9 protein-coding genes and 1 tRNA gene are annotated in these 13,926 nt (G+C 36.8%); 8 read left to right on the forward strand and 2 right to left on the reverse strand.

Translation table 11 applies throughout. From position 1 onward, the window contains the following. Nucleotides 1-66 precede the first annotated feature (66 nt). Nucleotides 67-312 (reverse strand): ATP synthase F1 subunit epsilon, encoded by a 246-nt coding sequence (gene atpC, locus LUA91_RS06120; protein ID WP_231425138.1) that lies wholly within the window; start codon nt 310-312, stop codon nt 67-69. An 82-nt stretch (nt 313-394) separates the two neighbouring features. Next, entirely contained in the window at nt 395-1,897 is a 1,503-nt protein-coding gene (gene atpD / locus LUA91_RS06125) for a F0F1 ATP synthase subunit beta (RefSeq protein ID WP_231425224.1), read from the reverse strand. Nucleotides 1,898-2,058: 161 nt separating this feature from the next. On the opposite strand from atpD, the gene LUA91_RS06130 reads away from it, so the two are divergent. The 8 genes from LUA91_RS06130 to LUA91_RS06165 all read left to right on the forward strand — a co-directional run bounded on the left by LUA91_RS06130 (nt 2,059) and on the right by LUA91_RS06165 (nt 13,838). Further along, nucleotides 2,059-2,967 carry an NAD(P)-dependent oxidoreductase gene (locus LUA91_RS06130; RefSeq protein ID WP_231425139.1) on the forward strand — a complete coding sequence of 303 codons (909 nt, stop codon included), beginning with the start codon at nt 2,059-2,061 and terminating at the stop codon, nt 2,965-2,967. A gap of 146 nt (nt 2,968-3,113) precedes the next feature. After that, the gene (locus LUA91_RS06135) at nt 3,114-3,578 is read left to right on the forward strand and encodes a redoxin domain-containing protein (RefSeq protein WP_231425140.1); all 465 of its coding nucleotides are present in this window, start codon (nt 3,114-3,116) and stop codon (nt 3,576-3,578) included. Nucleotides 3,579-3,675: 97 nt separating this feature from the next. Then, a tRNA-Arg gene (locus LUA91_RS06140) sits at nt 3,676-3,749 on the forward strand. Nucleotides 3,750-4,910: 1,161 nt separating this feature from the next. Next, the gene (locus LUA91_RS06145) at nt 4,911-7,280 is read left to right on the forward strand and encodes a DUF4982 domain-containing protein (protein WP_231425141.1); all 2,370 of its coding nucleotides are present in this window, start codon (nt 4,911-4,913) and stop codon (nt 7,278-7,280) included. Nucleotides 7,281-7,447: 167 nt separating this feature from the next. Further along, nucleotides 7,448-8,815, forward strand: coding sequence for a glycoside hydrolase family 28 protein (locus LUA91_RS06150; protein ID WP_231425143.1), 1,368 nt, complete (start codon nt 7,448-7,450; stop codon nt 8,813-8,815). Nucleotides 8,816-8,877: 62 nt separating this feature from the next. Continuing rightward, on the forward strand, nt 8,878-10,203 hold the full coding sequence (locus tag LUA91_RS06155) for a rhamnogalacturonan acetylesterase (protein WP_231425144.1): 1,326 nt from the start codon (nt 8,878-8,880) through the stop codon (nt 10,201-10,203). A 9-nt stretch (nt 10,204-10,212) separates the two neighbouring features. After that, nucleotides 10,213-12,558: a glycoside hydrolase family 127 protein gene (locus tag LUA91_RS06160; protein WP_231425145.1), complete on the forward strand. Its 2,346-nt coding sequence runs from the start codon at nt 10,213-10,215 to the stop codon at nt 12,556-12,558. A gap of 152 nt (nt 12,559-12,710) precedes the next feature. Further along, on the forward strand, nt 12,711-13,838 hold the full coding sequence (locus LUA91_RS06165) for a glycoside hydrolase family 88 protein (protein WP_231425146.1): 1,128 nt from the start codon (nt 12,711-12,713) through the stop codon (nt 13,836-13,838). The last annotated feature ends 88 nt before the right edge of the window (nt 13,839-13,926 follow it).

Below are 13,926 nucleotides of genomic sequence, written 5' to 3' on the forward strand. Positions count from 1 at the left end.
CAATTAAGGGACTTTTTCAGTGCCTTCAAATTAGTCGAAAAGGCTTTCTTTTATTGTTTAATTATTTTAAGCAATACCTTCTGCCAACACAACAATTTTGTTGTGGATGGCTTCAACTACTCCGCCTTTAATGAAAAAACGTTGTTCATCAGCTTTGCCTGCTTTTATAATAACTTCTCCATCTTCTAAAGTTGAGATAATGGCTGCATGGTCTTTTAAAATCTGAAAAGAACCTAAAGTGCCAGGAACCGTAACTGCTGTTACTTCACCTTCGAAAACTTTTTTATCTGGAGTTAAGATTTCTAAATTCATTTTTAAAGTTTTACGTTTTACGTTTTAAGTTTTGAGTCGACCGACTTGCACTTAAAACGTATAACTTATTACGTACAACGTACTAGTTCGCTTCTGCCAATAATTTTTTACCTTTTTCAATAGCATCTTCAATGCTACCAACTAAGTTAAATGCAGCTTCAGGATATTCATCAACTTCACCATCCATAATCATGTTGAAACCTTTGATGGTATCTTTAATGTCAACCAATACACCTTTTAAGCCTGTAAATTGCTCAGCTACGTGGAAAGGTTGAGATAAGAAACGTTGAACACGACGAGCTCTTGATACGACTAATTTATCTTCTTCAGATAATTCGTCCATACCTAAAATCGCGATGATATCTTGTAATTCTTTATAGCGTTGTAAAGTTTCTTTAACACGTTGTGCGGTATTATAGTGCTCATCACCTAAAACAGCAGGAGAAAGGATACGTGAAGTAGAATCCAATGGATCTACCGCTGGGTAAATACCTAACTCAGCAATTTTACGGGAAAGTACTGTAGTTGCGTCTAAGTGGGCGAAAGTTGTAGCCGGAGCTGGGTCAGTTAAATCATCCGCAGGTACGTAAACCGCTTGTACAGATGTAATTGAACCGCGTTTTGTTGAAGTAATACGCTCTTGCATTAAACCCATCTCAGTTGCCAATGTTGGTTGGTAACCTACCGCAGATGGCATACGACCTAATAAAGCCGATACCTCAGAACCTGCCTGAGTGAAACGGAAGATGTTATCAACGAAGAAAAGGATATCTTTTCCAGCGCCTTCGCCATCACCATCACGGAAATATTCTGCAACTGTTAATCCTGATAATGCTACACGAGCACGTGCACCAGGAGGCTCGTTCATTTGACCGAATACCAATGTTGCTTTTGATTCTTTTAATTTTTCAGTATCAACAGCTTTCAAATCCCATCCACCTTTTTCCATCGAGTGTAAGAATTCATCGCCATAGTTAATTACACCTGATTCGATAAACTCACGAAGTAAATCGTTACCCTCACGAGTACGTTCACCAACACCTGCGAATACTGATAAACCAGCATAAGCTTTAGCGATGTTGTTTACCAACTCCATGATTAATACTGTTTTACCTACACCAGCACCACCGAATAAACCAATTTTACCACCTTTTGCGTAAGGCTCTAATAAATCGATTACTTTAATACCGGTAAAAAGTACTTCAGTTTCTGTTGATAAATCTTCGAACTTAGGAGGAGTGGCGTGAATCGGACGACCATCAGCTTTATCCACTGCAGTGATTCCGTCAATTGCGTCACCAACTACATTAAATAAACGACCTTTAATTTGATCGCCAACTGGCATTTTAATCGCTGAACCAGTATCAAGTACCTTCATTCCACGAACTAAACCATCAGTAGAGTCCATAGAGATTGCACGTACGCGATCTTCGCCTAAATGCTGTTGAACTTCTAAAACAATTTTTTGTCCATTTTCTTTTGTTATCTCTAACGCATCGAAAATTTTAGGTAGATGGGCATCATCAGCAAAGCTAACGTCAACCACTGGGCCGATAATTTGTGCTATTTTTCCTAAGTTAGGCATATCTGTTGTGAGTATATTTATTATAGTCAATGAATTAAAGCTGTTTGTAGGGGCTCCAATTCGGTTGGCAAAGTTAAGTTATTATTAGTAAATTTTAAATATATATTGCAAATTTTTCTTAGGTCATTTTAATGGGTAATTTAGAGGCATAAAATCAATTAATGAAAACCATTTTAACAACAGGTAGCAATGGCCTTTTAGGTCAAAAAATAACAGAAAAAGTATTAACCGAGGGGCGGGTGAAGCTGATCGCAACTTCAAAAGGTGCCAACAGATATCCGATTACAAATGGTTATCAGTATGCTGAAATGGATATCCTTGATCCCGTGCAGGTAAGAACAATAATTGAAAAATTTAAACCCGATGCCATTGTTCATACAGCAGCCATGACCAATGTTGATACCGCTGAAGCGAATAAGGAACTTTGCCGTCAGCTAAATGTAGAGGCTACTCAAAACTTAGTATCGCTTTGCGAAGAATTTAATATTCAATTGATACATTTAAGCACTGATTTTATTTTTGATGGTGCCAATGGGCCTTACAAAGAAGAAGATGCGACAAATCCATTAAGCTATTATGGCGAAACTAAACTTCTTGCAGAATTGACGGTTAAAGAATCGAGAGCAAACTGGGCAATTTTACGTACCATTTTAGTGTATGGTATTACAAATGATATGAGCCGGAGCAATATTGTGCTTTGGGCTAAAGGTGCGTTGGAAAAAGGTTTACCTATTAATGTCGTAAACGATCAATGGCGAATGCCAACTTTGGCAGAGGATTTAGCCGAAGCCTGTTTATTAGCGGTAGAAAAAAATTCGCAGGGTGTTTATCACGTTTCGGGGAAAGATTACATGAGCATTGCAGATTTAGTGAGAAAAGTTGCCGATTATTGGTCGCTCGATAAATCGATAATTTCTGAAATAAGTTCTCAGAGTTTAAATCAATCTGCAAAACGGCCAATTAAAACTGGTTTTGTATTAGATAAAACGATAAAAGATTTGGATTATAAACCGCATAGCTTTGAAGAGGGGTTGAAGATTGTGGATGAGCAGATGAAAAGTAGAAAGTAGAAAGTAGAAAGTAGAAAGTGAAAATGGGAAATGGAAATGAGGAAATAGACAAATTAGTGAGCTTTTTTTTTTGAGACTTTGCGTTACGCTTAAACAATTAACCAGTTAAACAATTTATCAATTACAACAATTTAACAATATAATATATGTCACTACAAATTGGCGATCACGCCCCTGATTTTAAATTATACAGTTCAGATTTAACTGAAGTTTCATTATCAGCTTTTAAAGGAAAAAAAGTAATTATTCATTTCTTTCCAATGGCTTTTACCGGAACGTGTACCGAGCAATTATGTGCAATAAGAGATAATTTCAGTTTTTATGAAGGAATTGATGCACAGGTTTTAGGAATTTCAGTTGATTCTCCATTTTCATTAGCCAAGTTTAAAGAAGTTCAAAATTATCAATTTCCCTTATTGTCTGATTTTAATAAAGAAGTTTCAGAAGCTTATAGTGCTTTTTATCCTGAATTTGTGTTCGGATTGAAAGGTGTTTCTAAAAGAGCAGCCTTTGTTATCGACGAAGAAGGAAAAATTATCTATTCCGAAGTGTTGGAAGAAGCAAAGGACTTGCCTGATTTTAAAGCGATTAACGATTCGTTAAAAGCATAATCAAATTTTTTGCAAAAGTAAGATCGATTTTTTTTCAAATATAATTGCGAATTTAAATCTCAAATCTTACTTTTGCAGTCCGTTAACAAACGGAATTGCATTTGTAGCTCAATTGGATAGAGCATCTCACTACGGATGAGAAGGTTTGGGGTTCGAATCCCTACAAGTGCACTTGAAGGGAGGATTGAAAAATCTTTCCTTTTTTTATTCACAATCAAGACTTCTAATTCCCTCATCTTAAGGCGTTTAGATGATAAGATATTCTTCATCGTGGGTGTTCGATACATGCCGTTTTCGTAATAGAGATTCGAGTCGAACACCAGATCTATAAACTCCCGTTTTTCTAACGTATCAAACTTGTGATAAGTTGATTTTAAGTCCGTCAATAATTCTAGCTCTTTATTGAGTATTTCGTATGCTTCACTGTGATTAGTATTAAGCTGGGGATTTCGGTAATAGTAGACAGCGGATTCCGTTCCAAACTGTACACCCGTAGATTAGTCCGACTTTGAGCAGGACATCTTGAGAAGAGTCCCAAATATATCCATTCCTATCAGAACCACCGCAAAAGAAATTTTGTCAATGCTCTGCCCCTCATCCGCACAAAACTTCACTCCACGGCATCCCGGATATGATTATCCAGCCAATAAAGCTGTTATAGGGCAAGATTACATCCAAGAACCGACAGACAAAAAACTCCAGCAACACCCTTTCTAAAAAAACCATTTTTAAGCGCTTTAGCGCTCCGCTGAAGCTGCCTTGAGCACAAAAACAACCATTGAATCAAGTTGGCTTTAAATAAGCCTTAAAACCGCTTAAAATGAGCCGAGTGACCACTTTGAAGCGAAAACAGTGGCCATTTTAAACCGAAAAAAGTGACCACTTTGCAGAAAAACAAGTGGCCACTTTTGGAATAATCCCCAGGTTGTGCCGGAAATAGAATCCCGTCAATCAAATATAATAGAAAACTAAATGAAATATCTTTTTATTCCAAAGCAACTATTAATAACGTAGGTCGAACTAAACTTGAGAAATAGGTAGATCAAAGAGTTGTAATGTTGAGGCTATGATGAGTTTACTGAATTGTAAATATTGCCTGTTTTGTTCTTTCACAAGGAGATTTTGTTTTGCTAAGTTAATCTTTAACATATGATAAGAGTGAACTATTTAATCATTCATTCTATTGATTTTCTGTGAAATGTTTCGTTTCTTGGCGAACTGTAAACTCTTGCAATTCTAATCGAAGCTAAATCAACTAATCATCATCGGCTAATGTTTAAACATAAAGTACTTCTAATTGCATCACTTCTCATTTCTTTTTATTTTCAAGGAATGGCCCAGAGAACTGAAATTATTCTTGATGAAGGATGGAAGTTTTCAAAAGGAAATTTTACCGATGCAGCATTGCAAAAGTTTGATGATACCAAATGGCAAACGGTTCGAATTCCACACGATTGGGCTATTTCAGGTCCTTTTGATAAAGAAATAGACAAACAGGTTACTGCTATTACTCAAAACGGTGAAACTAAACCAACTGAGAAAACAGGTAGAACAGGGGCATTGCCTTACATTGGAGAAGGTTGGTATCGAAAAAAACTTGCTTTACCAATAATTAAACCTACTCAAAAAGTATTGGTTCAAATAGATGGCGCCATGAGTGAACCACGTGTTTACCTCAACGGAAAACTGATTGGCGAGTGGAATTATGGTTACAACTATTTCTATATAGACATTACAAAGGATCTCCAATCTAACGAAAATGTTCTGGCCATACACCTTAATAATAGGGCTAAATCTTCGCGTTGGTATCCTGGTGCTGGTTTATACCGCAATGTTCATCTTATCATCAAAGAAGAAAAAAGTATCGAGCAGTGGGGGATTACGGTAACCACACCAGTTGTTCAAACTGAATTTGCAAAGGTTAATGTTAAAACAAAACTCAATGGTTCTAATTTACACCTTGTAAACCAGGTTTTAGATCATCAGGGTAAACAGGTTGCAATTGATACTGTGAAATCATTTTTTGGTAATGAAGGTGATCAAAATATTCAGATTCGTGAGCCGAAATTATGGAGCCCTGAAAGCCCATATTTATACACTTTGGTATCTAAAGTGTATGATGGTAATGCACTTAAAGATGAAGTTAGAACACGTTTTGGTATCAGAACCATTAATTTCCAGGCAGGAAAAGGCTTCAGCTTAAATGGAAATGTAAGGAAGTTTAAAGGTGTTTGTTTACACCATGATTTGGGTCCGCTTGGTGCTGCAATTAATGTTGCTGCGTTACGCAGGCAGTTGACCATCTTAAAAGACATGGGTTGCGATGCCATCAGAAGTTCACATAATATGCCATCGCCAGAACAATTGGAGCTTTGCGATGAAATGGGATTTATGTTTCTGGCCGAAAGTTTTGATGAATGGGCAAAGGCTAAAGTAGAAAATGGTTATCATTTGTATTTCAATACTGATGCTGAAAAGGATATTGTGAATTTGGTAAAAGCCAATAAGAACCACCCCAGTATTGTAATGTGGAGTTCAGGGAACGAAGTTCCGGATCAGTTTGGGGCTGAAGGTGTAAAACGGGCAAAATGGCTTCAAGAGATCTTTCACCGTGAAGATCCTACTCGTCCTGTTACGGTGGGTATGGATCAGGTAAAGGCTACTATGCAGTCTGGTTTTGGTGCTTTGTTAGATATTCCGGGATTAAACTATAGAGTACATCTCTATGAGGATGCCAATAAGGCCTTTCCGCAAGGATTTATCTTAGGTTCTGAAACGGCTTCAACGCTAAGCTCGCGAGGCGTTTACAAATTTCCTGTAATAAAGGCAAAAGATAAGCAATATGATGATTTTCAGTCATCATCTTATGATATGGAATATTGCAGCTGGTCTAATCTTCCTGATGATGATTTTGTGATGCAAGATGATAAACCGTGGGTTATTGGAGAGTTTGTGTGGACAGGCTTCGATTACTTGGGCGAGCCAACACCATATGATAATAGCTGGCCTTCCAGAAGCTCCTATTTTGGCATTTCTGATTTAGCAGGTTTACCAAAAGATCGATATTATTTGTATCGGAGCAGATGGAATAAAAGTGAACCCACACTGCACTTATTGCCGCACTGGAATTGGGCGGGTAGAGAAGGAGAAATTACGCCTGTATTTGTGTACACGAGTTATGACAGTGCTGAACTTTTCTTAAATGGAAAAAGTTTAGGTGTTAGAAAAAAGGATAAAACATCGCCTCAAAATCGCTACAGATTAATGTGGATGGATGTAAAATACCAACCAGGCATACTTAAAGTGGTAGCTTTAGATGCACAAGGAAAACCAGTTGCAGAAGAAAAAATAGTAACAGCAGGTAAGCCAGATCGTATTATTCTAGCCGCAGATAGAAATAAGATCAAAGCCGATGGCAGAGATCTATCTTTTGTAACGGTATTTGTGGTAGATAAAGACGGTAATCCTTGCCCTACTGAAAATCAATCCTTAAAATTTGAAGTAAAAGGGGCTGGTAAATTTAAAGCTGTTTGTAATGGCGATGCCACTTCATTAGAATCATTTGAAAAGCCAACCATGAAGCTATTTAGCGGAAAGCTTGTTGTGCTTGTTGAATCAAACAAAAAGGCAGGTAAAATGCAATTGAATGTATATGGTAAAGGCTTAAAAAGTAGCCAAATTGAGATTAACACCGTACATTAATAATTACTCTACTTGTTGTTGATTTAAATCTCATCTGGAACGGGTGGCTACAGGATGGGGAAAAGAAATTGTTTATGCATATTTGGTTGCTGCTGATCCATTTTAGCAGTTTAACCAAATATTATTATCATCCTTTTACACTTCTGGTGTTTAAATGATTCGTTGTTATGAATAGACAAATTCTCTTTTTGATTCTGATTTCTACAGTTACACTTTCCTTTAGTAATAAAATAGATAGCGTAAAAATTAACGAAATTAAGGTCACAGCACCGTTCGCAATGCCTGCAATTAAATTTCCTGATTTTTCTGGAAATAAAAAGTTTTCAATAGTTGGTTTTGGTGCCGTTCAAGGTGATAAAATTAAAAATTCAAATGCAATAGCAGCAGCAATAAATCAAGCCAGTAAAATAAATGGTGGAATTGTTATAGTACCTGAAGGCGAATGGTTAACGGGGAAAATACATTTAAAGAGTAATGTAAACCTTCACTTAAATAAAGGTGCAGTACTTTTATTTTCTGATGATCCCAATGATTATCTGCCAGCAGTTCAGAGTAGCTGGGAAGGGATGGAATGTTACAATTACTCGCCCCTCATATATGCTTTTGAATGTAAAAATATTGCCATTACTGGCGATGGCGAAATAAAAGCCAAAATGGATGTTTGGAAAACCTGGTTCTCCAGACCAAAGGCTCACATGGAAAGTATAAAAAGATTATATAATCTAGCATCAGCTTACAGTCCTGTAAAAGACAGGCAAATGGTAAACGATACGGCACATTTGCGTCCACAATTTATTCAGTTTAACCGATGCGAAAATGTGTTGTTAGAAGGATTAACCATTACCAATAGTCCATTTTGGACCATCCATCCTTATTTATCAAAAAATGTCGTCATTAGAAAATTGAAGGTTTATGCTCACGGCCATAATAATGATGGCGTAGATCCGGAAATGAGTCAAAATGTCTTAATAGAAGATTGTATTTTCGATCAGGGGGATGACGCCATCGCAATTAAATCAGGGCGAAATCCTGAAGGATGGAGACTCAAAACACCATCTAAAAATATTGTGATTAGAAATTGTTTAGTTAAAAACGGGCATCAGCTTTTAGCCCTTGGTAGCGAGCTATCTGGCGGTATCGAAAATGTTTTGATAGAAAATTGTGAAGTAAAAGAGGGCGCAAAGCTTAACCATTTAATTTTTATCAAAACCAATGAACGAATGGGCGGCTTCGTTAAAAATATCTACGCCAAAAATATTCAGGCAGGAAAAATTGACCTTGGCATTCTCGGAATAGAAACAAATGTATTATATCAGTGGAAAAACTTGGTGCCAACCGTTGAGGTAAGACTTACGCCAATCGAAAACGTATTCTTAGATCAGGTAACTGCAAAGGAAGTGAAATTTATTTCCAGGATTTTGGGAGAGAAGAAACTACCTGTTAAAAACATTTCGTTAAAAAGCGTTACCGCAACCAATATCACTGATTCTGAAAGTATTCACGAAAACGTAACAGGATTTTCCAATCAATTATAGTGTTCTCGTGTAGCCTTGTCCAATCTTTAAACACACTTAATATCAAAAAACACACTAACCAAATGAATTTTAAAGCCATACTTCTAATCACAGCAATTTTAAGCTTTAATATCAGCGTAGATGCCCAGCAAAAAGTCGATTACAAGTTCGACTTCGGACCAGGAAAAGTAGCAAGGAATTATATCCAGATTTTACCTGAAACCACTTTTTCAAAGAATATGAAGTATGGTTTCGATTTCGATACCAAAGTGGAAGGTATTAATCATGGCGATAAAAACTTGCTAACCGCTGATTTGGTAAGAAGCAATCAACCCTTTTATTTTTCGGTGGCGGTACCTGAAGGGAATTATAAAATTACAGTCACTCTTGGCGACAAAAAAGCTGCTGCGCTAACAACTGTAAAAGCAGAATCTCGCCGTTTAATGCTGGAAGATGTAAAAACCAAAGCAGGTGAATTAGTAACCAAAACTTTTATCGTAAATATTAAAAATAGAAATATTAATGATGGAAGGGTTGTTGGGTTGAAACCACGTGAATTAACAAAACTGGATTGGGACGATAAACTAACCCTTGAATTTGATCATCAAACAGCCTTGGTGGCTCTGGAAATTACAAAGGTTGATGATCAGATTACGGTGTTTTTGGCTGGAAATTCTACGGTGGTTAATCAAGAAGATGAGCCTTGGGCATCTTGGGGGCAAATGATTACTCGGTTTTTTAAGTCAGGGGTTGCTATCGCCAATCATGCAGAATCAGGCTTAACACTTGGCTCATTTTCCGGAAGTAGAAGATTGGATAAAATTCTAAGCGTGGCCAAACCGGGTGATTATCTTTTTATCGAATTCGGGCACAACGATCAAAAGGAAAAAGGAGCAAATGATGGTGCATACAAGTCATATACCGAGCGTTTGAAAATGTTTGTATCGGCGTTTAAGAAAAAAGGTGGAATCCCTGTCATTGTTACTTCTACTAGTAGAAGATCTTTTGGAGCAGATGGTAAAACACAAAATACCTTGGGCGATTTCCCAGATGCCGCAAGAAAGGTTGCTGCAGCTGAAGATGTAGCTTTAATTGATCTGAATGTTATGACAGCCAAATTGTATGATGCTTTGGGTGAGGAACAATCAAAAAAAGCTTTGGTTCATTATCCTGCCAACAGTTATCCTGGGCAAGATAAACCACTTGCAGATAATACACACTTCAACCCATATGGTGCTTATGAAATTGCAAAATGCGTGGTTCTGGGTATCAAAACAAAAAAGTTAAACCTGGCAAAATACATCACAGATGATTATCCTGATTTTGATCCTTCTAAACCCGATGATCCGATGGTTTGGAAATGGCCAGATAGCCCTAAAAGTAGTTTGCTAAAGCCTGATGGTAACTAATTTACGAGCATGAGATTCCTCCCTTTAATTATTTGTATTTCTGGTTTAGCACTAAGTTCTTTTGCGCAAAGTAAAATTAGCGCATTTAGTTTATCTGATGTTCACTTATTGGAAAGTCCGTTTTTGGCAGCGCAAGAAACTGATAAAAATTATATGCTTGCTCTTGATGCAGATAAACTTTTATCTCCGTACTTACTCGAGGCTGGGTTGACCCCAAAAGCAAGTTCGTATGGTAACTGGGAAAATACAGGTTTAGATGGTCATATTGCAGGGCATTATGTTTCAGCACTTTCATTGATGTATGCCTCAACAGGCGATTTAAAAGTCAAACAAAGGCTTAATTACATGGTTGACGAGTTGGAGAAATGTCAGGTAAAAAATGGTAATGGTTATCTATCTGGTATTCCCGGCGGAAAAAAGATCTGGCAGCAGATAAAAGCTGGAAATATCAAATCATCCACTTTTTCTTTGAATGATAGATGGGTACCATTATACAATATCCATAAAATATACGCAGGCCTTTATGATGCCTATGCTGTTGCCGGAAATAGCAAAGCAAAAAAAATGCTCATTAACCTTACTGATTGGTGCCTTGATTTGGTTTCGGATTTGTCAGATCAACAAATTCAAACCTTATTGAAAAGTGAGCATGGCGGTTTAAACGAGGTTTTTGCAAATGTTTATTCGATTACAAAAAATAAGAAATACCTAAAATTAGCCTATCAATTTTCTGATCTGTCCCTACTTAAACCACTCGAAAATAAAAAGGACGCTTTGAATGGTTTGCATGCCAATACGCAAATACCAAAGGTTATTGGTTATGAGCAAATTGCATTGGTTAGTGGCGATTCTTCAATGGCAAATGCTGTTGATTTTTTCTGGAAAACAGTTGTGAAACATCGTACCGTGGCCATTGGTGGAAACAGTGTGCGAGAGCATTTTCATCCCTCTAATGATTTCTCTTCAATGATTGAATCACGGGAAGGGCCAGAAACATGTAACTCATATAACATGTTGAAGTTAACGAAGCAACTTTTTCTCTCTAATCCATCAAGTAAATATTTAGATTATTACGAGCGTACCCTTTACAATCATATTCTGACTTCACAACGTAGCAAAGGCGGATTCGTTTATTTCACGCCCATGCGTCCGGTGCATTATCGAACTTATTCTAATCCACAAGAAAGTTTTTGGTGCTGTGTAGGCTCCGGACTTGAAAATCACGGAAAATATGGCGAACTGATTTACGCACATGATGAACGTAATTTATTTGTCAACCTGTTCATTCCATCAACACTTAATTGGAAAGAAAAAGGTCTCAACCTAATTCAGGAAACAACATTTCCTGCCAAAGATTACACAACTTTTAAGTTAAAACTCAAGCGTAAAACGCAATTCGCTTTGAGCTTTAGAAATCCATCATGGGTAGAAGCTGGTAAAATGATAATTTACATTAATGGAGAAAAAGTTGAGGGAAAAGATTTGGGAAATGGATACATCAGCATTAATCGGTTATGGTCAACAGGCGATGTTGTAAAACTGTTATTACCGATGCACACAACCGCTGAATTTTTACCAGATGGATCGGACTGGGTGGCTTTTTTATATGGACCGATTGTCTTGGCTGCAGAAATAGACAGCCTTAATCAGCAAAATTTAATTGCAGATGGAAGCAGAATGGGGCACATTGCTTCAGGGGCACTTCTCCCTTTGAACGAAGTTCCTTTAATAGCTGGAAATAAAACATCACTTGCAAGCCAGTTACTTAGTTTGCAGAATAGTTTCTCAACTTTTAGCGCAGCAGATATCATTTATCAACAGAAATATAAAGATTTGACTCTGGTTCCATTTTACAACCTCAGCGAGAAAAGATATATGATTTACTTTCCATATTCCTCAATAGAAAAGCTTCCTGAAAGGGCAAAAGCAATAGAAACTGCTGAAATTGAAAAGCAAAAGCTTGAATTGGCAACTGTTGATTTTGTTAGTACCGGAGAGCAACAACCTGAAAATGATCATGATTTTCAAGGAGAGAATACAGAAAATGGAATTTTTAAAGATCAGCATTTTAGAAATGGGAAAGGCTGGTTCAGTTATAAGCTGAAAAATGAGGGACTAAAAGCACATAAAGTTAGTTTACGCTTTTACGGTGCAGAAAAGAACAAAAATTTTAATATCCTTATCAACAATACGATAATCGAAAAAATAACACTTGATGGGAGCAAAGGAAATGAGTTTTTTAATCGTGAATTTACGATTCCGAAGGCATTGTTAGCGAAAGAAATGACGATCAAATTTGAGGCGAGCAATGGAACTATGATCGCCAATATTTATGAGCTGAGACTTATGAAATGAGATTATTGAATATTCTAATTGCTCTATAACTAACACTTTAATTGTTTGCTAGTATAACACGTTGCAAAAGATGTATATTGAATTAATCGATGTTTTATAATCTGGTAAGATTAAAATATTTGCAACATTAAAACAAATCGAACCTATTAACAATGAAAAAAATTAAGGCAATTAAAATAATAATACCATTGATGTTTCTGACGTCTTTTTTTTGTTATGCACAAGAGAAGGAAACAGTTTTAGCAAAAATAAATTTGGCAAATTCCTATTGGCAAACCAATAATAAACCTCAAGTGAGGGCTTTTTGGGATCATGCAGCTTATCACACGGGCAACATGGAAATCTATAAACTCACCAAGAATGAAACTTATAGGAGATATTCTGAAGATTGGGCTAATCATAACCAATGGATGGGCGCTAAATCAACTGATACAACCGAGTGGAAGTATAAATATGGCGAAAAGGATGATTATGTACTCTTTGGCGATTGGCAGATTTGTTTCCAAACCTACATTGATTTATACAATATTAAGCCAGAAGAATATAAAATTGCTCGTGCGAAAGCAGTAATGAATTACCAAATGAGCACCAATAAAAGTGATTATTGGTGGTGGGCCGATGGATTATACATGGTAATGCCCGTGATGACCAAACTTTACAACTTAACAGGAGACAAAAAATACCTGGAAAAATTGTATGAGTACCTTTCGTTTTCTAATAGTATTATGTATGATGAGAAAGCAAAGCTTTATTTTCGCGATGCTAAATATGTATATCCAAATCATAAATCGAGCAATGGTGGTAAAGACTTTTGGGCAAGGGGTAACGGCTGGGTTTTCGCTGGCCTGGCCAAGGTGCTGGCAGATCTGCCCAAAAATGATCCACATCGCAAGGAATATATTAAAATTTTCAAGAGCATGGCTTTTGCCATTTTAAATTCTCAGCAAAAAGATGGTTATTGGACCAGAAGTATGCTCGATTCTCAACATGCTCCCGGACCAGAAACAAGTGGTACTGCTTTTTTTACCTATGGTTTATTTTGGGGTATTAACAATGGTATTTTGAAAGAAAAGGAGTTTTTTCCAGCGGCTAAATCGGGTTGGAATTATTTATCTCAAACGGCTTTGCAAAACGATGGAAGAGTTGGCTTTGTTCAACCAATTGGAGAAAAAGCTATCCCCGGACAGATTGTTGATGCAAGCTCGACTGCTAACTTTGGTGTAGGCGCATTTCTACTGGCTGGATGTGAATATTACCGTTTTATTATTGCTGAAAAATAGAATCTCACTGAAAGTCTTATTGTTAGGATACATATATGATTAATTATAAACGAAACAAACTGAAATTCAACTTAAATTATATATCATT

Origin of the sequence: Pedobacter sp. Leaf250, assembly GCF_920984735.1 — a bacterium.
Lineage (GTDB): Bacteria > Bacteroidota > Bacteroidia > Sphingobacteriales > Sphingobacteriaceae > Pedobacter.